18 protein-coding genes are annotated in these 23,198 nt (G+C 72.6%); 11 read left to right on the top strand and 7 right to left on the bottom strand.

Going from position 1 to position 23,198, the window contains the following annotated elements:
* The first annotated feature begins 5 nt into the window (after positions 1-5).
* From ACYVLJ_RS25115 to ACYVLJ_RS25095, 5 genes are read left to right on the top strand one after another with little or no spacing between them, the layout of a single operon-like run.
* Positions 6-710 carry a flavodoxin family protein gene (locus tag ACYVLJ_RS25115; RefSeq protein WP_451983649.1) on the top strand — a complete coding sequence of 235 codons (705 nt, stop codon included), beginning with the start codon at positions 6-8 and terminating at the stop codon, positions 708-710.
* 7 nt (positions 711-717) lie between these two features.
* Complete coding sequence (locus ACYVLJ_RS25110; RefSeq protein ID WP_460440584.1) at positions 718-1,908, top strand: cation:proton antiporter; 1,191 nt, start codon at positions 718-720, stop codon at positions 1,906-1,908.
* A 41-nt stretch (positions 1,909-1,949) separates the two neighbouring features.
* Complete coding sequence (locus tag ACYVLJ_RS25105) at positions 1,950-2,591, top strand: RNA polymerase sigma factor (RefSeq protein ID WP_460440583.1); 642 nt, start codon at positions 1,950-1,952, stop codon at positions 2,589-2,591.
* Complete coding sequence (locus tag ACYVLJ_RS25100) at positions 2,588-2,818, top strand: anti-sigma factor family protein (RefSeq protein WP_460440582.1); 231 nt, start codon at positions 2,588-2,590, stop codon at positions 2,816-2,818. The genes ACYVLJ_RS25105 and ACYVLJ_RS25100 overlap by 4 nt, the downstream gene beginning before the upstream one ends.
* Positions 2,815-3,639, top strand: a complete 825-nt coding sequence (locus ACYVLJ_RS25095) for a GNAT family N-acetyltransferase (RefSeq protein WP_460440581.1) — start codon at positions 2,815-2,817, stop codon at positions 3,637-3,639. Before ACYVLJ_RS25100 ends, ACYVLJ_RS25095 begins: the two co-directional genes overlap by 4 nt.
* A gap of 52 nt (positions 3,640-3,691) precedes the next feature.
* On the opposite strand, the gene ACYVLJ_RS25090 is transcribed toward ACYVLJ_RS25095, so the two are convergent.
* The 3 genes from ACYVLJ_RS25090 to ACYVLJ_RS25080 all read right to left on the bottom strand — a co-directional run bounded on the left by ACYVLJ_RS25090 (position 3,692) and on the right by ACYVLJ_RS25080 (position 7,400).
* On the bottom strand, positions 3,692-5,197 hold the full coding sequence (locus ACYVLJ_RS25090) for a nucleobase:cation symporter-2 family protein (RefSeq protein WP_460440580.1): 1,506 nt from the start codon (positions 5,195-5,197) through the stop codon (positions 3,692-3,694).
* A 365-nt stretch (positions 5,198-5,562) separates the two neighbouring features.
* Positions 5,563-6,198, bottom strand: coding sequence for a response regulator (locus ACYVLJ_RS25085; protein ID WP_451983637.1), 636 nt, complete (start codon positions 6,196-6,198; stop codon positions 5,563-5,565).
* Complete coding sequence (locus ACYVLJ_RS25080; protein ID WP_460440579.1) at positions 6,195-7,400, bottom strand: sensor histidine kinase; 1,206 nt, start codon at positions 7,398-7,400, stop codon at positions 6,195-6,197. Before ACYVLJ_RS25080 ends, ACYVLJ_RS25085 begins: the two co-directional genes overlap by 4 nt.
* 135 nt (positions 7,401-7,535) lie before the next feature.
* On the opposite strand from ACYVLJ_RS25080, the gene ACYVLJ_RS25075 reads away from it, so the two are divergent.
* Together ACYVLJ_RS25075 and ACYVLJ_RS25070 are read left to right on the top strand one after the other, a co-directional pair.
* Positions 7,536-8,612, top strand: a complete 1,077-nt coding sequence (locus ACYVLJ_RS25075) for an ABC transporter permease (protein ID WP_460440598.1) — start codon at positions 7,536-7,538, stop codon at positions 8,610-8,612.
* Positions 8,609-9,295, top strand: a complete 687-nt coding sequence (locus tag ACYVLJ_RS25070; protein WP_460440578.1) for an ABC transporter ATP-binding protein — start codon at positions 8,609-8,611, stop codon at positions 9,293-9,295. The genes ACYVLJ_RS25075 and ACYVLJ_RS25070 overlap by 4 nt, the downstream gene beginning before the upstream one ends.
* Here ACYVLJ_RS25070 and ACYVLJ_RS25065 read toward each other — a convergent pair.
* Positions 9,279-10,193, bottom strand: coding sequence for an NADP-dependent oxidoreductase (locus tag ACYVLJ_RS25065; protein WP_460440577.1), 915 nt, complete (start codon positions 10,191-10,193; stop codon positions 9,279-9,281). The genes ACYVLJ_RS25070 and ACYVLJ_RS25065 overlap by 17 nt on opposite strands.
* A gap of 278 nt (positions 10,194-10,471) precedes the next feature.
* On the opposite strand from ACYVLJ_RS25065, the gene ACYVLJ_RS25060 reads away from it, so the two are divergent.
* A complete protein-coding gene (locus tag ACYVLJ_RS25060; RefSeq protein WP_460440576.1) occupies positions 10,472-13,606 on the top strand; it encodes a PA14 domain-containing protein in 3,135 nt (1,044 codons plus the stop codon).
* A 50-nt stretch (positions 13,607-13,656) separates the two neighbouring features.
* Here ACYVLJ_RS25060 and ACYVLJ_RS25055 read toward each other — a convergent pair whose 3' ends face one another.
* The 3 genes from ACYVLJ_RS25055 to ACYVLJ_RS25045 all read right to left on the bottom strand — a co-directional run bounded on the left by ACYVLJ_RS25055 (position 13,657) and on the right by ACYVLJ_RS25045 (position 18,104).
* On the bottom strand, positions 13,657-14,376 hold the full coding sequence (locus tag ACYVLJ_RS25055; RefSeq protein ID WP_460440575.1) for an SWIM zinc finger family protein: 720 nt from the start codon (positions 14,374-14,376) through the stop codon (positions 13,657-13,659).
* The gene (locus ACYVLJ_RS25050; protein ID WP_460440574.1) at positions 14,369-17,383 is read right to left on the bottom strand and encodes an SNF2-related protein; all 3,015 of its coding nucleotides are present in this window, start codon (positions 17,381-17,383) and stop codon (positions 14,369-14,371) included. The genes ACYVLJ_RS25055 and ACYVLJ_RS25050 overlap by 8 nt, the downstream gene beginning before the upstream one ends.
* 115 nt (positions 17,384-17,498) lie before the next feature.
* Positions 17,499-18,104 carry an RNA polymerase sigma factor gene (locus tag ACYVLJ_RS25045; RefSeq protein ID WP_460440573.1) on the bottom strand — a complete coding sequence of 202 codons (606 nt, stop codon included), beginning with the start codon at positions 18,102-18,104 and terminating at the stop codon, positions 17,499-17,501.
* A gap of 135 nt (positions 18,105-18,239) precedes the next feature.
* Between ACYVLJ_RS25045 and ACYVLJ_RS25040 the strand changes: the two genes are divergently transcribed.
* Genes ACYVLJ_RS25040 through ACYVLJ_RS25030 form a run of 3 tightly spaced genes read left to right on the top strand, consistent with a single transcriptional unit; the run spans position 18,240 to position 23,137 of the window.
* Positions 18,240-21,011, top strand: coding sequence for an AfsR/SARP family transcriptional regulator (locus tag ACYVLJ_RS25040; protein ID WP_460440572.1), 2,772 nt, complete (start codon positions 18,240-18,242; stop codon positions 21,009-21,011).
* 21 nt (positions 21,012-21,032) lie between these two features.
* Positions 21,033-21,323, top strand: coding sequence for a hypothetical protein (locus ACYVLJ_RS25035; RefSeq protein ID WP_451983620.1), 291 nt, complete (start codon positions 21,033-21,035; stop codon positions 21,321-21,323).
* Entirely contained in the window at positions 21,320-23,137 is a 1,818-nt protein-coding gene (locus tag ACYVLJ_RS25030; RefSeq protein ID WP_460440571.1) for a RiPP maturation radical SAM C-methyltransferase, read from the top strand. The genes ACYVLJ_RS25035 and ACYVLJ_RS25030 overlap by 4 nt, the downstream gene beginning before the upstream one ends.
* The last annotated feature ends 61 nt before the right edge of the window (positions 23,138-23,198 follow it).

The raw sequence follows: 23,198 nt of genomic DNA, 5'->3' as shown, positions 1-23,198 counted from the left end.
AAACCATGCCGAAGTACGACGACCTGCGCGCGCTGTTCGTGAACTGCACGCTCAAGCGGTCCCCCGAGCGCAGCAACACCGAAGGGCTGATCGACGTCAGCCGCGGGATCATGGAAAAGAACGGCGTCGCCGTCGAAGTCGTCCGGGCGATCGACCACGACATCGCGATCGGCGTCTGGCCCGACATGACCGAGCACGGCTGGGAAACCGACGAGTGGCCCGCCCTCTACGCGAAGGTCATGGCCGCCGACATCCTCGTCATCGCGGGCCCGATCTGGCTGGGCGACAACAGTTCCGTCACCAAACAGGTCATCGAACGCCTCTACGCCTGCTCGCACCTGCTCAACGACGCCGGGCAGTACGCCTACTACGGCCGCGTCGGCGGTTGCCTGATCACCGGCAACGAAGACGGCGTCAAGCACTGCGCCATGAACGTCCTCTACAGCCTCCAGCACCTCGGCTACACCATCCCGCCGCAGGCCGACGCCGGCTGGATCGGCGAGGCCGGACCCGGACCGTCCTACCTGGACCCCGGCTCCGGCGGGCCGGAGAACGACTTCACCAACCGCAACACGACGTTCATGACCTGGAACCTGCTGCACCTGGCCCGGCTGCTCAAGGACGCGGGCGGCATCCCGGCGCACGGCAACCAGCGCAGCGAATGGGACGCCGGCTGCCGTTTCGACTTCGCCAACCCCGAATACCGCTGAGCCTGCCGTGCCCGGCGTCGAGTTCGTGAACCTGTTCGCGGTGGCCGCGATCGCGCTCGTCGCGCCCCTGGTGACGGCGCTCGTGCCGAAACCGCGCGTTCCGGCGGTCGTGCTGGAGATCGTGCTCGGGATCGTCGCCGGGCCGTCGGTGCTGGGCTGGGTCGACGCCGACGTGCCGGTGCGGATCGCCGCTCTGCTCGGCCTGGCGTTCCTGCTGTTCCTGGCCGGGCTCGAGATCGACGTGCACCGCCTGCGCGGGCGGGCGCTGCGGACGGCCCTGCTCGGCTACGGCGCCACCCTCGTGCTCGGCTTGGCCGCCGGATCCGCGTTCGGTGCGGCGGGCTGGGTGAAGAGCCCGCTCCTGATCGCCGTGGCGCTCTCGGCGACGTCGCTCGGCCTGGTCGTCCCGGTGCTCAAGGACGCCGGCCAGGCCGGGAGCGCACTCGGGCAGGCGGTCATCGCCGCCTGCTCGGTCGCCGACTTCGCCGCCGTCGTGCTGTTGTCACTGCTGTTCTCGGCGTCCGGGGGCAGCACCGGCGGGCGCGTCGTGCTGCTGGCGGCGTTCGCGCTGCTGGTCGCGGCGACGGCGGTCGTGGTGTCGCTGGCCGGGAAGTCGCGCCGGCTGGGCGCGACCCTGACCACGCTGCAGGACACCACGGCCGAGATCCGGGTCCGCGCCGCGGTGGTGCTGCTGGTCGCGTTCGTCGCGCTCGCGGAGGCGTTCGGGCTTGAAAGCATCCTCGGCGCGTTCCTGGCCGGCGCGGTGGTCGGGCTGCTCGACCGGGACACCGCCTCGCACCCGCGGTTCCGGGCGAAACTGGACGCCATCGGCTACGGCTTCCTGATCCCGGTCTTCTTCGTCGCCAGCGGGCTGCGGCTGGACCTCGCCGGGCTGCTGGCCGATCCCGCGGCGCTGGCGCGAGTCCCGCTGTTCCTCGTGGCGCTGCTGATCGCCCGTGGCGTCCCGGCATTGTCGTACGCCCGGGAGTTCGGCCGGCGCCCGGCGGCCGCGGCGGCCCTGCTGCAGGCGACGTCGTTGCCGTTCCTGGTCACCGTGTCCCAGATCGGCGTGCTGACCGGGTCGGTGTCCCCGGCGACCGCCGCCGGGCTCGTGTGCGCGGGCCTGCTGTCCGTGCTCGTCTTCCCGGCGGGCGCCCTGTCGCTGCTGCGCCGCCGGAAGGAGGCGGCCGTAAGGTGACGGTCATCCTTTTGCCCGCCTGCCGCGGATATATTCGCCTGGTGACGACCCTGCCGCCGGACGACGAGCTGGTCGCCGCCGTCCGGCGGGGCGACGACGCGACGTTCGCCGCGGTGCTCGACGCGTGGTCCGCGCCCATGCTCCGGCTGGCGCGCTCGTTCGTGTCGACCCACGCTTCCGCCGAAGAAGTCGTCCAGGAGACCTGGCTGGCCGTCCTCAAGGGTGTCGGCGGGTTCGAGGGCCGGTCGGCGTTCCGGACCTGGGTCTTCCGGATCCTGGTCAACACGGCCAAGAAACGGGGCGTCACCGAACGCCGGAGCGTGCCCTGGACCAGTGTCCTGCCCTCGGACGAGGACCACGGCCCGACCGTCGACCCCGCCCGGTTCCAGGACGCCGGCGGCCGCTACCCCGGCCACTGGCGCGAAGCCCCGGCCGCGTGGCCGTCGCCGGAAGACACCGCGCTCGACCTCGAGGTCCGCCAGGTGATCACCACCGTGCTCGACGAGCTCCCCGCCCGGCAGCGCGCGGTGCTGAGCCTGCGCGACATCGGGGACCACACCGCCGAAGAGGTCTGTGCGATGCTGCGGATCTCGGCGGCCAACCAGCGCGTCCTGCTGCACCGGGCCCGGGCCGCCGTGCGGGAGCGGCTGGCGGAGTACCTGGCGACGGGGGCGAAGACGTGAACTGCGACGAATTCGTCGAACTCGTCACGGCGTACCTCGACAACGCCCTCGATCCCGCCACCGAAGCCCGCTTCGCCGAGCACCTCGCGCTCTGCGAAGGCTGCGAACGCTACCTCGACCAGTTCCGCACGACTATCCGGGAACTCGGGCGCCTGCCACCGGAAACCCTCTCCCCCGAAACCCGTGACGCCGTGCTCGGCGCCTTCCGCGACTGGCACGGCGCGTGACGCGCGAGTGGACCGTGCGGACGGCGGTTCCGGCCGACCTGGCGGGCATCGCGCGCGTGGCGGACCGGAGCGGACTGGGCCCGCACGAGACCGGCGCCGATCCGGCCTACGTCCGGCACCTCGCGGCGCACGGGCGGGTCGTGGTGGCCGACGCCGCGGAGGTGCTCGGGTACGCCGCCACGATCCCGGTCGGCGGCCGCACCATGCTCACCGACGCGTTCGTCGTGCCCGGCGCGCAAGGCGAGGGCATCGGCGGTGCGCTGCTCGACGAGGTCTTCGCGCCCGGCGTGCCCCGGATGACGTTCAGCTCCCGGGATCCCCGGGCCATCGCGGCCTACAGCCGCCGCGGCCTGGCGGCCACCTGGCCGCTGCTCTTCCTCCACGGCGACCCGGCGGACCTCACGCCGCCGGCCGGGTGGCGCGTCGAGGCCACGGACCCCGGCCGGGCGGCGGCCGCCGAAACGCGGATCACCGGCATCGACCGCCGCGCCGGCTACGAGTACTGGACCGGCCGCCCGGGCGGTGCCGCGTTCGTCGTGCGAGCGGCCGGCGACGTCGTCGCGGCGGGCTGCCTCGGCGGTGGCGGCGACCAGTACGGATTGACCCGGCTGCGCGGCACACCCGGAGCCGACGCCGTCGCCGCGGTGGTGACGGCGCTGACGGCCTTGCGGCGAGCGGCGTCGGTGTGCTTGCCCGCCACGCACCCCGCGGTGTCCCGCCTGCTCGCGTCGGGCTTCACGATCACGGACTTCGACCTGTTCATGACCACCGAACCCGCTGCTCCTCCCGGCCACGACGTGTTTTCGCCCGGCCTGCACTGAGGGCCGGGGTGCGCGACGCCTTGCCGCTACCGGCCGTCACCCGGACGGTGCGTCAGCCCCCGAGCCGGTAGGGCACCGGCCGGCCGTCCGCGTCCCGCACCGGGAGCGGCCGGCCCTGCGCGTCCACGATCTTGCCGTCGACGACCTTGTCGCCGTTCTCGAGCTGGGACAGGACCTTCAGGTCGGAGTAGTCGATCACCCGGGTCGCGGTCGCGAACACCGACGGCTCGCTGCCCGCCTTGCCCGGCTTCAGGTGGTTGAACACCAGGTTCAGCACGACGGCCAGGAGCGCTGCGGCGCTGATCCCCGAGTGGAAGATCGTGCCGACCCACGCCGGGAAGCGATCGTAGAACCCCGGTACCGCGATCGGGACCATGCCCAGGCCGACGGAAGCCGCGACGATCACCAGGTTGAGGTTGCCGTTGTAGTCCACTTTGGACAATGTCTTGATGCCGGACGCCGCGACCGTGCCGAACAGCACCAGACCGGCGCCGCCCAGGACCGGGTACGGGATGGCGGCGACCACCCGGCCCAGGACCGGGAGCATCCCGAGGACCACCAGGACCCCGCCACCGGCGGTCACCACGAACCGGCTCCGGACCCCGGTGATCGCGACGAGGCCGACGTTCTGGGCGAACGCGCTCTGGATGAAGCCGTTGAAGATCGGCGCGATCGCCGAGGACGCCATGTCGGCGCGCAGGCCGTCACCGATCCGGCGCTTGCCGACCTTCGTGTCCACGATCTCGCCCACCGCGAGGATGTCGGCCGTGGTCTCGGTGAGGGTCACCAGGATGACGATGAACATCGACACGATCGCGGCGACGTCGAAGGTCGGCGCGCCGAAGCCGAACGGGGCCGGCACCGCGAAGATCGGCCCGTGCCCGACCTGGGAGAAGTCGGCCTTGCCGAGCACGGCGGCCAAGGCGGTACCGACCACGATCGACAGGAGGATCGACAGCCGGGAGATCGCGGGGACGGCGATCTTGCTCAGCAGCAGCACGATCGCCAGCGTCATCGCGGCCAGGCCGACGTTCGAGACCGAGCCGAAACCGGGGGCCTTGGCGTCGTTGCCCATCGCCCACTTGGCCGCGACCGGCATCAGGCTGAGCCCGATCACCGTGATCACCGTGCCGGTGACCACCGGCGGGAAGTACTTGACCAGCCGGGAAAACAGCGGCGTGATGAGCAGGCCGAGCACCGAGGACGCGATCACCGCACCGAACACCGCGGGGAGCCCGCCGTCGGCCACGATCGCGGTCATCGTCGCCACGCCGGCGAACGACGTGCCCTGCACCAGCGGCAGCCGGGAGCCGAAGAACGGCACGCCGTAGGACTGCAGGATCGTCGCCAGCCCGCCGATGAACAGGCACGACGCGACGAGCAACCCGATTTCGGTGGCCGGGACCCCGGCGGCGCCCCCGATGATCAGCGGGGGCGCGATGATCCCGCCGTACATCGTCAGGACGTGCTGGATGCCGTAGGCGAAACTCTTGCCGATCCCGAGCCGTTCGTCCTCGGGCCGGCCCGGGGTGGCCACCTCACCCGTGCTCTTCACCATTGGTTCCGCCTCTCGGTAGAAGCGAGCGATGCCGGGCCGCGAGGCTCGCCATCCACCTTCCCGCGTTTTCGTTCTGCGGAGGTTAACTTCCGCATGGCAGAACAGCAACCCTCAGCCGCCGGCTCGCGGGTGCGCAGCGGCCGGGAGAAGCTGAGGCTCTGCCGGTCGCCGGTCGCCGGTCGCCGGTCGCCGGTCGGCTGGCTGCCGGTCGCCGCCGTGACCGCCGTCGCCGAACTGGCCGCCGCCGTGCTCGTCCCCCTCTTCACCACCGCGGGGCAGTCCAGCGGGGACCCGTTCGGCACGGTGACCACGGCGCCATCCGCCCCGGGGAGGTTTCGCGCCTCGCCGAAACCACGCGAACCGGGTCAGCGGCGGATCAGGCCGAGGTCGGTGGCCGTCGCGACGGCCGCCGTGCGCGAGTCGACGCCCAGCTTCGTGTAGCAGCGGGCCAAATGGGACTTCACCGTGCCTTCGGTGAGGTGCAGGCGCTGCGCGATGGCCCGGTTGGACAGGCCGTCGGCGACCAGGGTGAGCACCTCGATCTCCCGCCGCGTCACCGCGACGGCGGGCCGGCGCATCCGGTCGAGGAGCCGGTCGGCGACCGTCGGCGCCAACGTGGTGCGCCCGGCCGCGGCGGTCCGCACCGCGGCGGCCAGGTCGTCGGGGTGGGCGTCCTTGAGCAGGTACCCGGTGGCGCCGGCTTCGATGGCGGGCAGGGTGTCGGCGTCGGTGTCGTAGGTGGTGACGACCAGGACGCGCGGCGCACCCGGCCGGGCGGTGATCGCCGCGGTGGCTTCGGCGCCGCCCATCCCGGCGCCGAACTGGAGGTCCATCAAGACGACGTCGATGTCCCCTTCGGCGGCCCGGGCCACGGCTTCTTCGGCTGTCGCGGCTTCGGCGGCCACGACGAGACCGGGTTCGGTCTCCAGCACGGCGCGCAGGCCCGCGCGCACCACGGGGTGGTCGTCGGCCAGGAGCAGGCGGATCGGGGTGCCGGTCACGGACGGGCCTCCCGTCGGTCGGCCAGGGGCAGCCTCGCGGCCAGGGAAGTACCTGCGCCGGGCACCGACTCGACGGCGAGAGAGCCGCCCAGCGCTCGCGTGCGGGCCCGCATCGCCGCCAGCCCGAAGCCGCCTTCGCCGGGGTCGGACGCCGGCAGGCTCCCGGGGTCGAAGCCGGCACCGTCGTCGACGACGTCCAGCGCGACCTCGTCCCCGAGGTAGCTCAAGGTCACCTCGGCCGCGGTGGCGCCGGCGTGGCGGACGGTGTTGGCGAGGGCGGCTTGGGCGATGCGCAGCAACGCGACTTCGTGCGCGGTCGGCAACGGCGTCACGTCGCCGGTGAGGTGGAAGCGCGCGGTGATCCGGTGACGCGTGCCGGTGGTGGCGCACAAGCGTTCCAGGGCGCCGGCGAGCGTGGTGTCGTCGAGCGCCGGCGGCGTCAGGGCGACGACGAACCGGCGTGCTTCGGCGAGGTTGTCCGCGGCGGCCTGCCGAGCCTGGTCGACGTAGCGGGCGGCGTTCCCCGCGGTCTCGGGCAGCGACCGGCCGGCCGCGGCCAGCAGCAGCTGGATGCTGGACAGGCCCTGGGCGAGGGTGTCGTGGATCTCGCGGGCCAGGCGTTCCCGTTCGGCCAGCACCCCGGCTTCGTGCTGGGCCTCGGCCAGGTCGGCCCGGGTCGCGGTGAGCTCGTCGATCAGGCGCCGCCGCCGCTCGCTTTCCCGGTACAGCGCCTGGTATCCCCACACCACGGCGACGGCGACGGCCGCACCGAGCGCCGGGCCGATCGCGGCGGCCGGGCTGAACGCGCCCTGGTGCGCGGCGAAGGCGGCGATCGCGGCCACCGCCGTCGCGCTCACCGCGGCCAGCCCGGCTCGGCGCGGCAAGAGGTGCAGCTGCAGGAAGTACAGCGGAAAGGCGACCCACACCCCGTCGGCGGTCAGCACCACCAGCACGAGCCACCCGGCGCTCAGCACGCCCAGCCACGCCGCGGCGGCCCGCCGGGACGCGCGGACCCGCGGCAGGAGGGGTCCGGCCGCATACACCAGCCCGCAGGCGAGCGCCACCGCGACGACCGCGCCCGCGCGGGGCTGTCCCCCGGCCACGGCCCGCACCGCCGCCAAGCCGAGCAGGGCGACGAGCAGCAGGTGCAGGCACCAGGTCAGCACCCGGCTGGTCGGGGTCAGGGCAGGAGCGGCGTTCACAGTGCGTTCCAGGCTACGGAGCCGCGACGAAAACCACCTCTATCGAAAGGTGGAACCGGCGCGCCGTCCTCCGGCCCGGGAAGTGCCATCCCCGGCCCGATGCCGCCCGGGCGGTTCGCGACGACGATCGAAGCCATGTTCGTCGCCTGGAGAGACCTGAAATTCGCCAAGGGGCGCTTCGCCCTGATGGGCACCGTCATCGTGCTGATCACCCTGCTGGTCGGCCTGCTGTCCGGGCTGACTGCCGGGCTGGGGCGCCAGAACGTCTCCGCCGTCACCGGCCTGCCCGCCGACAAGATCGCCTTCGCCGCCCCCAGCGGCGACCAGGCACTGTCCTATTCGGACTCCGCCGTCACCGGAACGCAGGTGCGGCAGTGGGCCGCCGCCCCCGGCGTCACCGGCGCCGAACCGCTGGGCATCACCACGACCAAGGCCACCGCCGGTGACCGGAGCGCCGGCGTCTCGGCCTTCGGCGTCCGTCCCGGGTCCGCGCTCGCCCCGGACGGCGGCAAGCTCAGCGGGGATTCCGTGGTCCTGTCCGGCACGGCCGCCGCCGACCTGGGCGTCCGGCCCGGAGACGACGTCACCCTGGCCGGACGGCGGCTGAGCGTGGCCGCCGTCGCCGGCGACGCTTCCTTCAGCCACACCCCCGTCGTCTGGACCACGCTCGAGACGTGGCGGGCGATCACCCCGCAGGCCGGCGGCGACGCGACCGTCATCGCCCTGAGCACCACGTCCGGCGCCGACATCGCGGCCACGGACCACGCGGCCGGGACCAAGACGGTCTCCCGGGAGGACTCGCTGTCCGCGATCGGCTCCTACCCGTCCGAAAACGGCTCGCTGCAGCTGATGCGGGGCTTCCTGTTCGCGATTTCCGCCTTGGTCATCGGCGCCTTCTTCACCGTCTGGACCATCCAGCGCAGCGCCGACGTCGCGATCCTCAAGGCCCTGGGCGCGACCACGGCGGGCCTGCTCAAGGACGCCCTGGGCCAGGCCGTCGTCCTGCTCGCGGGCGGCACCCTCGCCGGCACCGGGCTCGCCGCCGCGCTCGGCGCCGCCCTGTCCGGCTCCGCGATCCCCTTCGTCCTCACGCCCGCCACGGTGCTCGTCCCGGCCGCCGTGATGGTCGTGCTCGGCGCGCTGGGCGCCGCGCTCGCGATCCGCCGCATCACCGCCGTCGACCCGCTGACCGCACTGGGGAGCACCCGATGAGCCTCACCCTGACCGACGTCACCCTCACCTACCCCGACGGCGACACCCGCCTCACCGCGCTCGACCGCGTCACCCTGGACGTCCCGCGCGGCAGCCTGACCGCCGTCGTCGGGCCTTCGGGCTCGGGCAAGTCCAGCCTGCTGGCCGTCGCCGCCACGCTCGTCACGCCCGACTCCGGCACGGTCGTCATCGACGGCACCACGGCCACCGACCTGACTCGTCGCGAGCGCACCGACCTGCGCCGCCGCAAGATCGGGATCGTCTTCCAGCAGCCCAACCTGCTGCCCGCCCTCACGGCGGCCGAACAGCTCCAGGTCATGGCGGGCATCGACGGCCGGTCCCCGGCGAAAGCCCGCGCCCGCGCACTGGACCTGCTCGACGCCGTCGGCCTGGCACCCCAGGCCGGCCGCCGCCCGCACCAGCTCTCCGGCGGCCAGCGCCAGCGCGTTAACATCGCCCGCGCGCTGATGAACGACCCGACGGTCCTCCTGGTCGACGAACCCACCAGCGCCCTGGACCACGAACGCGGCGCGGCGGTCATCGAGCTCATCACGCACCTCACCCACCACCAGGCCACGGCGACGGTCCTGGTCACCCACGACCGCACCCACCTCACGGCGGTCGACCGGACCACGGAAGTCCGCGACGGACGCCTGGCCGGGCTCGTCACCGAACCCGGATGACCGTCTTTCCCGTGGCCCGCTCGGCCGGGTTGAAGGCGGCGACGGCGTCGTCGAGGGACGCGACGGTGCCGATGACCGTCCGGAGGCGCCCGTCGCGCACGCGCTGGGCGATCTCGCCCAGCTGAGCGCGGTCGGCCACGACGACGAAGTCGATGGCCCGGCCGTTCTCGGGGCGCACCTCCGGCGGCCCGGCGACGGACACCAGCGTTCCGCCCGCGCGAACCAGGCCCGCGGACCGCTTTCCGGCGTCTCCGCCGATGACGTCGAAGACCAGGTCGACCACGCCGACGTCGTCGAGGGCGTCGTTGTCGAGGTCGAGGAACTCCGCCGCGCCGAAGTCGTGGGCGGGCTGCCGGTCGGCGGCCCGTCCGGTGCCGATGACGTGGGCGCCGGCTTCGCGCGCGAGCTGCGTCACCATCGAGCCGACGCCGCCGGCCGCGCCGTGCACGAGGAGGCTCTGCCCCGCTTGGAGGCGGCCGTGGTCGAACAGCCCCTGCCACGCGGTCAGGCCCGAGATCGGCAGGCTCGCGCCCACGGTGAAGTCGATGTCGGCCGGCAGCGGCGCGAGGTTGCGTGCCTCGACGGCGGCGTACTCCGCCAGGGTGCCGTCGCGGGTCCAGTCCGTGAGGCCGAAGACGCGCTGGCCCACCGACAGGCCCGTCGTGCCGTAGCCGAGCGCGCTGACCACGCCGGCCAGCTCGTGCCCCGGGACCGACGGTGTCCGGTCCCGGCCGCGCCGATCGGTCCAGGTCGAGGGCCACGTCAGTTCGCCCGGCGTGAACCCCGACGCGTGCACCCGGACGAGAACGTCGTTCTCCGCGGCGTTCGGCTCGGGCCGCTCCGCCAAGGTCATCCCGGCCGTTCCCGCGGCCTGATCCGTCACCACGATCGCCTTCATCGGGCACCTTCCTCCATCCGTCCGCCGGTGATGCGTTCACCGTAGGACGAACTGGTCCACCGTATTGGTCCAGTAGAAGGACAGTTCTGTGGTCCAGTTTCCTCGCCGACGGGCCGCCGCAGACCGCGGAAGCGAGCCCGGACCGCGGCTGTCCGAGGCGGGCGAGTCGGCAGTTGGCCCTCCAGATACCGCCATTCGGCGGTAGATAGCGGTCCGACTTGTCTGCTTCGATTCTCCCGAAGCGTTTTACAACGTTGTAAAAATGAAGGGTCTCGCCGATGAGAAGAGCCGCTTCCGTACTCCTCGCCCTGCTCGTGGCGGTGGGCGTGGCGTCGGGAACGCCGCCGGCAGGTGCCGCCGAGCCCGTGCACGGCCTGAAGGCCGAGTACTTCACGCCGTCGACGCCGGACGCGCACGACTTCGCCACCCTGGCCGGGACCGCGCTCGATTCGGAGGTCAACCACCCGGACCTGACCTCGGTCTTCGGCCTGGTCACCGGGCGCACCGAGCACACGACCGCCCGGTGGTCCGGGCAGATCGCCGTGCCGCAGACCGGCGACTACACGTTCTACGCCGTCGGGGACAACGGGTTCCGGCTGTTCATCGACGGCGCGCCGGTGATCGACCACTGGGTCGGGGACTGGGACTCCGAGCAGACCAGCGCCCCGGTGACGCTGACCGCCGGCAAGCAGTACGACTTCAAGCTGGAGATGTTCCAGGACACCGGCGGCGCCAACATGTTCCTGCGCTGGTCGAGCGCGGGCATCGCGAAGCAGATCGTGCCGCTGTCGGCGTTCACGCCGCCGGCCGACTTCGCCGTCGTGCCGCGCACGGCCGACGTGGCCAAGGACGGGCGCACGCTCACGGCCGGCTTCGACGGCCGCGTCTCGGGGACGAACGACCTCAAGGATCACCTGCTGATCGAGGTCGACGCGACGCCGATGCCGATCGCGTCGATCACGGCCGGCCGCGACCGGGCCACGATCCAGCTGGCCGAGCGGGTGCTGAAGGGCCAGCGCGTCACCGTCTACTACGACGGGGCGGGCGCGCTCGCGGTGAACGGCACGAAGATCGGCAAGACCGGGCGCACCGTCACGAACGCGTCGACCGAACGGCTCAAGACGCCGTGGGGCGAGAACGTCGACCCGCGCAACCCGTTGCCGGAGTACCCGCGGCCGCAGCTCGAGCGCGAGAAGTGGGTCAACCTCAACGGCCCGTGGGAGTTCTCGGCCGCCCAGGAAGGCCAGCAGCCGACGTTCGGCAAGAAGCTGCCCGAGAAGGTCGTCGTGCCCTACCCGATCGAGTCGCAGCTCTCCGGGCTCGAACGGCACGAGGACCACATGTTCTACCGCCGCACGGTCACCGTCCCGCGGGACTGGAAGATCGGCGGCGGGCAGCGCCTCAAGCTCAACTTCGGCGCGGTCGACTACCAGGCCAAGGTCTGGGTGAACGGCCGCCTCGTCGCCGAGCACACCGGCGGCTACCTGGCGTTCAGCGCCGACATCACCGACGCGCTCAAGCGCGGTGACGAGCAGGAGATCGTCGTCGCCGTCACCGACACGACCGGCCCGTACCAGCCCAAGGGCAAGCAGTCCCCCAACCCCGGCGGCATCTTCTACACCCCGTCGTCGGGCATCTGGCAGACGGTGTGGATGGAACCGGTGGCGGACAAGGGCATCGACGAAATCAAGACGACGCCCGACCTCACCACGAACTCGCTGGCGCTGACGGTCAAGTCCGCGGGCAACGCCACCGTCACGGCGGTCGCCAAGGACGCGCGCGGCCGTCAGGTCGGCACGGTCAGCGGACCGGCGAACGCGAACCTGAAGCTGGCAGTGCCGAACCCGCACCTGTGGACACCGGACGACCCGTACCTGTACCAGCTGGAGATCAAGCTGGGCGGCGACCAGGTCAAGAGCTACTTCGGCATGCGCTCCACCGGCATCACGAACGTCAACGGCGTCCCCAAGCTGACGCTCAACGGCAAGCCGTTCTTCTCCCTGATGCAGCTGGACCAGGGCTTCTACCCGGACGGCCTGAACACCGCGCCGAGCGACGACGCCCTCGTCTTCGACCTGAAGGCGCAGAAGGACCTCGGCTTCAACGCCGTCCGCAAGCACATCAAGGTCGAGCCGGCCCGCTGGTACTACCACGCGGACCAGCTGGGCCTGCTGGTGTGGCAGGACTTCGTGTCCGTCGACGACGGCACCAACCCCGCGGCGCAGCAGGCGTGGCTCAGCCAGGGCCTCGAAGAGATGCACCAGCTGCAGAACAACCCGTCCGTCTACGCCTGGATCGTGTTCAACGAGGGCTGGGGCGAGTGGGACAAGGCCGCCACCGGCCGGATCACCGACCAGGTCAAGGCCGCGGACCCGAGCCGGATCGTCAACGCCCACAGCGGGGTGAACTGCTGCGCGTCCAAGGGTGACTCGGGCGCGGGCGACGTCATCGACCACCACGACTACAACAACACCGACCCCGCCCACTCCGACGGCAAGCGCGTCGCGATGGACGGCGAGCACGGCGGCTTCACGCTCCGCACGCCGGGTCACCAGTGGCCGGGTGCGCCGATCGCGATCTACAGCGGGGTGGCGGACAAGGCGGCGCTGACGGCGAAGTACGTCGACAACACCCGTACGTTCTACCTCGGGCAGGCCAGGGCCGAGCTGTCCGCGTCGGTCTACACGCAGGTCACCGACCTGGAAGGCGAGCTCAACGGGCTCTGGACGTACGACCGCAAGCGCATCAAGGTCGATCCCGGCCCGGTCCGCGAGATCAACCGGCGCGTGATCGAGGCCGGCGCCGACGCGGGCAAGCCCTACCCGTACGCGGGCAAGGGCGACTGGACCCTCGACGAGCGCGGGGGAACGACCGCGAAGGACTCGAGCGGCGGCAACAACCCGCTGACGCTCACCCCGGCCGGCGCGACCTTCAAGGACGGCGCGCTGCAGTTCTCCGGTGGCTCGGCCGACACCTACGGCCCGGTCGTCGACACCACCGGCGACTACACGGTGTCCGCGAAGGTGCGGCTCGACCAGCTGCCCGGCAACTACGCGACCGCGGTGAGCCAGGACGGCCGCGCCCAGGAAAGCCCGTTCTACCTGCAGTACGGGCAGGGCGCGTTCGCGTTCAGCACCCCGGGCGGCAACCGGGCCCGCCACGAGGTCGTGCCGGAGATCGGCCGCTGGTACCGGCTGACGGGTGTCCGAGCGGGCAACGAAATCCGGCTCTACGTGGACGGCGTGAAGGTCGCGACGGCCCCGGCCGGCCCGGCGCTGATCAGCACGGGCGCGTTCACGGTCGGCCGCGCCAAGTACGACGGCCGCAACGTCGACTTCTGGAGCGGCGCGGTCGACGACGTCCACGTCGCAGGGAAGGCCCTGACGGACGCGGAGGTGGCCCAGCTTCCTTGATCCCGGCGACGGCGACGGGGCGTGGATGCTCTCCACGCCCCGCCGCCGGGCTATTCGGCGAGCGCCCGATAGACCGGCCGCAGCACCTCGGCGACGTCGTCGCCGCCCACCGTGATCGCGAACGGCGGGGCCTGGTCCAGCACCGAGTCGACCGGCGTTCCCGGGCTGTGCAACGGTGCCGCGCCACCCAGACCGGGGGCCGCACCGGAGTCGAAGAAGGTGTCCATCACGTCGGTCAGGGCCGCGGACCCGTCGTCGGCGTCGAGCGGCTCGGCGGAGATGAGCCGGTTCTTCAGCTCCTCGAGCAACGCTTCCCGGCTCCGGCCGCGCAACGCGAGGATGGTGAACGGGTCCTCGGCGACCCGCGCCACGAGCGCGGAGAACACGGCGTTCAGGTGCCCGCACGGCACCTCGGCGTCCGCGCAGGTGCAGTCCAGCGACACCTCCCGCGCCGACGACGGGAACAAGGGCAGCCGGACCGCTTTGCAGGTCTGTTCCACGTCGCGGGGCAACTCTCCCCCGAGCAGCTGCACCGTCAGCGACGCCTTCGCGGCGAGGGCGTGCGTGATCACGGCCCAGTCCGTCTTCCCGAACGCCGTCAGCCCGATCCGCACCTCGTGCGGCCGGCCGTCCCGCACCACGGCGTCGACACGCCCGGCGCCGACCGCCAGGGACTCGACGCGCCCTCGGCCCTGCGCGGGCAGCAGGACGCCGATCGCCGTCGACGCCCGGATGAACCGGGTCGCCCACCACGGGAGTGGCTCATTCATCGATCGCATCCTCCCCCAGTGTGAAGACGCCGCGCAGCGCGTCCGTGGACAGTTCGGTGAGCCAGCTTTCGCCTTCGCCCACCACCATGCCCGCGAGCGCGCGTTTCCTGGTGATCAGGGTGTCGATGCGGTCCTCGATGGTGCCCGGGCACCGGAACTTCCGGACCTGGACGGTGCGGCCCTGCCCGATCCGGAACGCCCGGTCGGTGGCCTGGTTCTCCACGGCCGGGTTCCACCAGCGGTCCAGGTGCAGGACGTGGCCGGCGGCGGTCAGCGTGAGCCCCGAACCGCCGGCTTTGAGAGACAGCACCAGAATCCGCGGCCCGGCACCGGACTGGAAGCGCTCCACGAGGGCGTCGCGCGCCCCCTTCGCCAGTCCACCGTGCAGGAACGCGACTTCGGCACCGAGCCGGTCCGACAGGTGGGGTACGAGCAGGTGCCCGAATTCGGTGTACTGCGTGAAGCACAGCGCCCGATCGCCCGAGGCCAGGATTTCCGCCAGGATCTCTTCGAGGCGGCTGACCTTGCCGGAGCGGCGCCCGATCGGGGACCCGTCGTGCAGCAGGTGCGCGGGGTGGTTGCAGACCTGCTTGAGCTTCGTGATGGCGGCGAGGATGTGGCCGCGGCGCTTGATGCCCTGGCTGTCCTCGATCTTCTTCATCATCTCGTCGACGATCGCGCTGTAGAGCGTGCCCTGTTCGCGGGTGAGCCGGTACTCCTGCGTGATTTCGAGCTTTTCCGGGAGCTCGGGGACGATCGCGGGGTCCGTCTTGACGCGCCGCAGCAGGTACGGCTGCGTGAGCCGGCGCAGCGCGGCGGCCGTGGCGGTGTCGCCGCCGCGCTCGATCGGGGCCGCGAACCGGTGCCGGAACTCGTACCGGCTGCCGAGCAGCCCGGGGTTGAGCAGGTCCAGCACCGACCACAGGTCCGCCAGCCGGTTCTCGACCGGGGTGCCGGTCAGCGCGAGCCGGTGCCCGGCCGGGAACCGGCGCACCGCCCTGGCCGTCGCGGTGTCGGCGTTCTTGATCGCGTGCGCTTCGTCGAGCACGAGGCGTCGCCACGCGAACTTCTCGAGTTCGTCGGCGTCGCGGGTGGCGGTGGCGTAGGTCGTGACGACGAGGTCGGCCGCGGCGACCCGCTCGGCGAGCGCGTCCCCGTGCGCGCGGGCGCCGCCGTGGTGGGCGTGGACACGCAGGCCGGGCGCGAAGTTCGCCGCCTCCCGCTGCCACATGCCGACCAGGGACATCGGGCACAGCACCAACGTCGGACGGCGTTCACCGCCGGCCCGCTCGACGGCCTCGAGCGCCAGGGTCTGGACGGTCTTGCCGAGTCCCATGTCGTCGGCCAGGCACGCACCCAGCCCCAGCGCCGACATGAACGCCAGCCACGCGACACCCCGCTGCTGGTAGGGCCGCAGCGTGGCCCGGAACGACGGCGGCAGCTCGACCCGCTGCAGCGTCTGCTGGACGCGCCCGGCCAGGACGTCGCCGACCCAGCCGTCGGCGCTGACGTCGGTGACGGGAAGCGGTGTCTCCTGCCCACCGCGGACGAGTTCCAGCAGCTCGGCCGCCGTCGGCCGCCGGTTCCGCCGGTGCGGGTCGCGGCGCAGGAACTCGAGTCCGGCGCGGAGGCGGTCGGCGTCGACGCTGACCCACCTCCCCCGCAGCCGCACCAGCGGTGACTTCGCGGCGACGAGCCTGGCCAGCTCCTCCTCGCCGATCTCGGCGTCGCCCACGGCGATCGACCAGCGGAAGGCGGCCAGCTCGTCCCGGCCCACCCGGCTGCGGGCCACGACCTGCTCGGACGGCGTGCTGCGGACGGAAAGCCGCAGCGCGAGCCGTCGCCTCCCGTCCCAGGTGGCCGGGAGCTGCACTTCGAACCCGGCCTCGACCAGCCGGGTCGCGCCCTCGGCGAGAAACCGCTCGGCTTCCTCGACGGTCAGGTCGTACTCGGACGGCCGGGTCCGCCGCAACGCCGGCGCCAGCATCGGTTCCACGAGCGCCGCCCGCCCCAGCTCGGCGACGAGCAGCCCCTTCGGGTCCCGGACCAGCCCGTGCGCCTCGCCCGCCCAGATCTGCCCGGCGTCCAGCAGCAGGCTCGGATCGGCCGTCGAGCGCAGGAGGAACCGCAGCTGCCACTTGGTGCCGTCGCCGGTCTGGTCGTCGGGATCGTCCTCGTCGGCCCCGCGCAGCGTGGCGGTTTCGGCCAGCCGGAAACACGCTCGGCCGTCGACGACGTCGGTATCGGCGACCTCGTCCCACTTCGCGACGGCGTCAGCCACCACGCGAAGCTCGTCCAGCGGCAGCTCGACCCGGGCCGCACCACCCTGCAACGCGGCCAGCCACACCCCCGCCGCCCCCTGCCCCCGACCCAGGTCGACGGGCGGCTCCGCCCGCGCCAGCCGGTCCCGGACGGCCGCATCGACCAGGACGTGGAGGGCATCGGTGACGAGCGCGCGCGACGAGGCCCCGGCGACCTGCTCAGCCCGCCCCACCGGCGGCATGGCCGCCACCAGCGCGTCGAAGGCGACGAAGTCCACGCCCTGGAGCACCGGACGCCACCGGGCCTCCGCGACGTCTCCCCGCCGGACCAGGGTCGGCAGCACCCGCCCCCGCCGCACCAGATCCGCGGCCAGCCGGCTGACGGCCCGCAGGTAGGCGACGGAGGCCCCGTACGAGGCCGCGTCGTCGAGGTCCTCCAGCTCGGCGGCGTCCACCACCAAGGCGGGCACCGACCACGCCCGCAGGGACGGCGCCGAGCCACGCCGCCGGGCACCCGCCGTCGCCTCGGCGGAGGCAAGCGGCCGGTTCGCACGCGACGGCAGCAGCAAGGTCACGGATGTGGGCTTGCCGGGATGCAGCGCGGTCAGCTCGGCACTGGAAACGGCGAACGGATGCGACAACGCGACCATCGCCGACCGGCTCGAGGTACCCACCGGCCGGCGATCGCGCTCCGCCCAGAGCACCACTCCCCGCCCCGGCGACCACAACGCGTGCACCAAGGGCAAGGTCCAAGGCTCCTTCGTCGGATCGGGGTTCCCCCAGATCGTCGCACGGCGGCGGACGCCGTCGCCGAGGGAACCCACCGCGCGCCGGCTACGTCGTTATACGGTGTCCGAGGTATCAGGCCGTGGCCCGCTTGCTCTGCGGGAGGTGTTCACGGAAATCCTGCCGGTCCTCGGCGAGCAGCGCCGCGATGGCCGGCGAGGTGCGGACCCTGGCCAGGCACCGGGCCCTCGTCGGCCCGATCGAGCCGACCGGGATACCGAGCGTCGCGCTGATTTCCTGGTAGGACTTCGGCGGGTCGCCGAACAACAGCGCGAGCAGCCGCCGGTCCCGCCGCGGCAGCTGGGCGCACGCCCGGCGCGCGGCGACCAGGCGCTCGGCTCCGATCACCACCGCGTCGGGCGCGGGATCGGCCGACTCGGCGAACAGCCCGGCGTCGGCCGGGACGAGCCGGTTCCGGTGCCGCAGCAACCGCAGGCACTCGTGCCGGGTGGTCGTCTGCAGCCACCCGGGCAGCGCCTCCGGTTCGCGGATCCGCGCCAGGTTCGACACGAGGTGCAGCCACACCGCACCGCTGATGTCTTCGGTGTCCGCGTCGCCGATCCGGAACTGCCGGCACACCGAGTGGATCAGCGAAGAATAGCGCGCGACCAGGTCGCGCCAGGCCCATTCGGCACCCCGCGCGGCATTTTCCAGCAATGGTGCGATCGAGTCGTCCTGCATGGTCCCTCCCCGGACTCCCGTGTTCTCGGGTTCACGATTCCGCCACGCCCTGATCGCCGACCTTGCAGAGACCTTGCGGTGCGGGCAGCATCGACGAAGCCGGTTCGGACGGGTCGAGCACGAGGAGTCCGCCGCATGGAGGTTCTGCTGTCCGGGGAGGTGCAGATCCGCGTCGCGGATCAGCCCCTGGACGCCGGAACCCCACGTCAGCAGGCGATTCTCGCGGCGTTGGCCGTCGACGCCGGGCGCCCGGTTCCGGTCGGGACGCTCATCGACCGCGTTTGGGGTGACGAACCGCCCGGGGAAGCGCGCAATGTGGTGTATTCCCACCTGAGCCGAATACGGCGGCTCCTCGAGCGGGTCAACGAGCTCGATGGCACCACGGCCGGCGTCGTCCGGAAAAGCGCGGGTTACGTGCTGGAAATCGATCCCGGCTCGGTCGATCTGCACCGGTTCGCACAATTGGTCGAAGCCGGGAACGACCTCCGGGCCGCCGACGCCGACCGCGCCGTGGCGCTCGACGAGGCCCTGCGCGCCTGGCGGGGTGTGCCGCTGGCCGGCATCCCCGGCGACTGGGCCGAACGGGTCCGCACCGCGTGGCACCGGCGCCGCCTCGACGCGGCCGTGCGCTGGGGCGAGCTGGAACTGCGGCTCGGCAGGGCCGGCTCGGTCGTCGCCGCGATGCCCGAGCTGGCCGCGGAGTACCCGCTCGCGGAACCCCTCGAAGCGCTGCACATGCGCGCGCTGCACGCCGGCGGACGCGACGCGGAGGCCGTCGACCGCTACGCCGCGGTCCGGCAGCGGCTGGCCGACGCGCTCGGCACCGATCCGGGCCCCGAGCAGCGGGCGCTGCACGGCGCGCTCCTGCGGGGCGAGCTGCCGTCCACGCCGGACGCGCCGCCGCCCGCCGCCCCGGCCCAGCTGCCGCCCGACACCCCGGGTTTCGCCGGCCGCGAGAGCGCGCTGCGCCGCCTCGGCGAAATCAGGGGCGAGCCGTCGCGCGCCGCGCGGATCGTCGTGCTGTCGGGCACGGCCGGGGTGGGCAAGACCGCGCTCGCCGTCCACTGGGCCCACGCGGTCGCCGGCGAGTTCCCCGGCGGCCAGCTGTACGTGAACCTGCGCGGCTTCGATCCGACCGGTTCGCCCATGCCCCCGGCCGAGGCGGTCCGCGGCTTCCTCGAGGCGCTCGATGTCCCGGGGGACCGGATACCCCGTGCCCTGGAAGCGCAGGTCGGCCTGTACCGGACCCTGCTGGCGAACCGGCGCGTCCTGGTCGTGCTGGACAACGCCCGCGACGCCGAACAGGCGCGGCCGCTGCTGCCCGGGGCGCCGGGCAGCGTGGTGCTCGTGACCAGCCGTGACCAGCTCGCCGGCCTGGTCACGGCCGGGGCGCACCCCATCGCCGTCGACCTCCTCGCCACCGCCGAGGCGCGCACGCTGCTCCGCCGCCGGATCGGCGCGGCCCGGATGGCCGCCGAACCCGCCGCGGCCGACGAGATCATCGGCCTGTGCGCGCGTCTCCCGCTGGCACTGGCCGTGGTGGCGGCCCGCGCGGCGATCCACCCCGGGTTCGACCTGGCCTCGCTGGCCGGGCAGCTGCGGGACGCGCGGGGCCTGGACGAGTTCGCGGCCGCCGACCCGGCGACCGACCCCCGGGCCGTGTTCTCCTGGTCGTACCTCCGGCTGGACCCCGCGGCGGCCCGGCTGTTCCGGCTCTTCGGCCTGCACCCGGGCCCGGACGTCGGCACCCGCGCCGCGGCGAGCCTGGCCGGCCTGCCCGCCGGGCGCACGCGCGCGCTCCTGACCGAGCTCGCCCGCGCACACCTGATCGCCGAGCACTCCCCCGGCCGCTACACGCTGCACGACCTCCTGCGCGCCTACGCCGCCGAACTGGCCGGCGAAGCGGAGTCCCCCGCCGAGCGGACCGCCGCCGTCCACCGCATGCTCGGCCACTACGCCCACAGCGCCTACCACGCCGACGGCTTCATCGACCCCCGGCTCGAGGTGCCGCCCACGCTGGCCCCGTTGCCCGCGGGCGCCGAACCGGAACGGATCGTCGACGCCCGGCAGGCACTGGCGTGGTTCGAGGCCGAGCACCGGGTGCTGCTGCGGGCCGTCCACACCGGCGCCGAGTACGACGCGAGGGTCTGGGAACTCGCCTGGTCGATGCAGCGGTTCCTGGCGATGCGCGGGCAGTGGCACGACGAGAGCGAAGTGCTCACGGCGGCACTGGCCGCCGCGCACCGCCTCCGTGACCAGCGCAAGCAAGCCTTCGCGCACCTCCACCTGGGCGGCACGCACGTCCGCTTCGGCAGGCACACCGAAGCCGCCGCCGATTACGAAGCCGCGCTCGCCTTGTCCAGGGCGAGCGCCGACGTCGTCGGCCAGGCCTACGCGCACCGCCAGTTCGCCTGGCTGCTCGACCGGCAGGGCGCCGTCGCGGACGCGCTCGCCCACGCCGAACAGGCCCTGGACCTGTTCCGCGCGGCCGGGCACCAGGCAGGCCAGGCGACGGCGCTCAACGCCGTGGGCTGGTTCCACACCCTGCTCGGCGAGCACGACCTCGCCATCGAGTACTGCCGGCAGGCCCTCGACCTCCAGACCGCGCTCGGCGATCACCTGGGCGCCACCCAGAGCTGGCACAGCATCGGCCACGCCCACCAGCAGCTCGGCAACCACGCACGGGCGATCGTCTGCTACGAGAAGGCACTGGACCTCGTGCACCGCAACGGGAACCCGGTGATCGAGGCGCGGATGCTCATCGATCTCGCGAACCTCCGCCGCGACCTGGGCGACGTCGAGTCCGCCCGCGCCGGGTGGCAGCAGGCCTCCGACCTGCTCGCGCACCTCGCCCACCCGGAAGCCGACGAGGTGCGGACCAGGCTGGCCAAAGTACACAGTGGATAGTCACCGAACAGGAGGGGTTCCATGTCCGACGGCAAAGCTGCGGAGTTCGTCCACCTCTGGCAGAAGGTCAAGGCAGCCGAGATCGGCCTGACCGAGAAAGAAAAAGGCCTGGTGCTGGCCTGCCTCAAGAACGCCTGGGCCTCCATCGTGGAAGAGGAAGACCTCGAGAAGGGCTTTCAGGGGTCGTTCACGCCGGAACAGGCGGACCTGATCCTGCACTACGCTTCCGCGAGTGCATCGATCCGCTCGCTGACGCACCTCTACCCCGCCCACTCCATCCGGTCGTTCCACGCGAACTCCATCAGGTCGTGACCGCCGTTCTCGTGTCCATGCCGTTCCTGGAATCCGACCGGCCGTCCATCCAGCTCGGGCTGCTCAAGGCGATCGCGGACCAGCACGGGCTGCCGGTGCGGACGCTGCACCTGAACCTCGACTTCGCCGTGCGGATCGGCATGGACCGCTATCGGGCGCTCGCCGAGCACCGCGGACGGCAGCTGGGCGACTGGCTGTTCTCCGTCGAGGCGTTCCGGGACGCGGCGCCGGACCCGGACGGGAAGCTACTCGCGGAACTCGGCACCGAACTGTCCTATTTGGATGACTCGGTGCCGGCGCGGGACTGGCTGACGACCGTGCGGGAGCGGGACGTTCCCGCGTTCCTCGACACCGTGGCCGAGGAACTCGCCGGCACCCGCGTGGTCTGCTTCAGCTCGACGTTCCAGCAGAACACGGCGTCGTTCGCCCTCGCCCGCCTGCTCAAGGAGCGCGACGCGAACGTCGTCACCGTGTTCGGCGGGGCCAACTTCGAGGGCGAGATGGGCCTGGAGCTGGTCCGGTCGGTCGCGTGCGTCGACTTCGCCGTGCTGGGCGAGGGTGACGTCGCCTTCCCCCGCCTGCTGGCCGCGCTGGCGAACGGCGGCAACCCGGGCACGATCCCCGGCGTCGCCCGGCGGGTCGGCGGCGAGGTCGTCGCGACGCCGTCCGAAGCGCCGCACGACCGGCTCGACGACCTCCCGGTCCCGGACTACGACGAGTACTTCGAGCGGGCGGCGCGGCTCGGGCTGCCGACCGGGCACGTCGCGCTCCCCTTCGAGTCGGCGCGCGGGTGCTGGTGGGGCGCCAAGCACCACTGCACGTTCTGCGGGCTCAACGGAACCACCATGCGGTTCCGCGCGAAGTCGCCGTCCCGGGTGCTCGGCGAGCTGGACCACCAGGCGCGGCGGTACCGCACCTTCCGCTTCGACGCCGTCGACAACATCCTGGAGCCGGGCTACCTCAAGACGCTGGTGCCGGCGCTGGCCGAGGCCGGCCGGGAGTACCGGATCTTCTACGAGGTCAAGGCGAACCTGACCCGCGCCCAGCTGAGGCTCCTGGCCCAGGCGGGCGTCACCCAGCTGCAGCCGGGTCTGGAATCGCTCAGCTCCGAGGTGCTCCGGCTGATGGACAAGGGGGTCCGGGCCGCGCAGAACGTCAACTTCCTGCGCTGGGCGCGTTACTACGGGATCGCGGTCGCCTGGAACATCCTGTTCGGTTTTCCCGGTGAGCCGGCCGGGGAGTACGCCGCGCAGGCGGCCGTCGTCCCGCACCTGGTCCACCTCCAGCCGCCGTCCGGCGCGAACCGGCTGTGGCTGGAGCGGTTCAGCCCGCTGTTCACCCAGCCCGGCCGGTTCCCGCTGCACAGCAGGCGGCCCGAGCCGAGCTACCGGCACGTCTATCCCGCCACAGTGGACATCGACCGCATGGCCTACTTCTTCGGCTACGAGCCGGAAGGAGAACTGCCCCCGGCGGTCTACGCCCCGCTGGAGGACGCGGTTTCGGCGTGGTCGGCCGCCTGGGAGGCCGAGCCGCCCGTGCTGGTGTACCGCAGCGCCCCGGGATTCCTGCAGATCTACGACGGCAGGCACGCCGAGACCCGCGGCACCCACACGTTCCACGACACCCTCGCCGAGATCTACCTGGCCTGTGCGGACCGTCCCCGCACGGCCGCGGCGGTGCACCGCGAACTCGGCCTCACAGTCGGAGTTCCGGCGGTCGAAGGCGCGTTCCGGCGGTTCGGCGAACGCGGGCTGATGTTCCTCGACGGCACCCTGGCCCTCTCCCTCGCCCTGCCCGCGACTCCCGGCCGGTGACCCGTATCAAGCCGGTCGTCCGCACCCTCTGTTCGTCGGGACGAGCGGAAGGGCGCGGGAC

The organism is Amycolatopsis stemonae, from assembly GCF_054781455.1.
This window is presented reverse-complemented; position numbering and strand designations above follow the sequence as displayed.

What these genes read in the sequence shown, in the direction of transcription:
- ACYVLJ_RS25070 (WP_460440578.1), top strand. Translation starts at nt 8,609, where the DNA reads ATGAGCCTCACCCTGACCGACGTCACCCTCACCTACCCCGACGGCGAC.
- ACYVLJ_RS25075 (WP_460440598.1), top strand. Translation starts at nt 7,536, where the DNA reads ATGTTCGTCGCCTGGAGAGACCTGAAATTCGCCAAGGGGCGCTTCGCC.
- ACYVLJ_RS25115 (WP_451983649.1), top strand. Translation starts at nt 6, where the DNA reads ATGCCGAAGTACGACGACCTGCGCGCGCTGTTCGTGAACTGCACGCTC.
- ACYVLJ_RS25055 (WP_460440575.1), bottom strand. Translation starts at nt 14,376, where the DNA reads ATGAATGAGCCACTCCCGTGGTGGGCGACCCGGTTCATCCGGGCGTCG.
- ACYVLJ_RS25060 (WP_460440576.1), top strand. Translation starts at nt 10,472, where the DNA reads ATGAGAAGAGCCGCTTCCGTACTCCTCGCCCTGCTCGTGGCGGTGGGC.
- ACYVLJ_RS25040 (WP_460440572.1), top strand. Translation starts at nt 18,240, where the DNA reads ATGGAGGTTCTGCTGTCCGGGGAGGTGCAGATCCGCGTCGCGGATCAG.
- ACYVLJ_RS25045 (WP_460440573.1), bottom strand. Translation starts at nt 18,104, where the DNA reads ATGCAGGACGACTCGATCGCACCATTGCTGGAAAATGCCGCGCGGGGT.
- ACYVLJ_RS25065 (WP_460440577.1), bottom strand. Translation starts at nt 10,193, where the DNA reads ATGAAGGCGATCGTGGTGACGGATCAGGCCGCGGGAACGGCCGGGATG.
- ACYVLJ_RS25035 (WP_451983620.1), top strand. Translation starts at nt 21,033, where the DNA reads ATGTCCGACGGCAAAGCTGCGGAGTTCGTCCACCTCTGGCAGAAGGTC.
- ACYVLJ_RS25090 (WP_460440580.1), bottom strand. Translation starts at nt 5,197, where the DNA reads ATGGTGAAGAGCACGGGTGAGGTGGCCACCCCGGGCCGGCCCGAGGAC.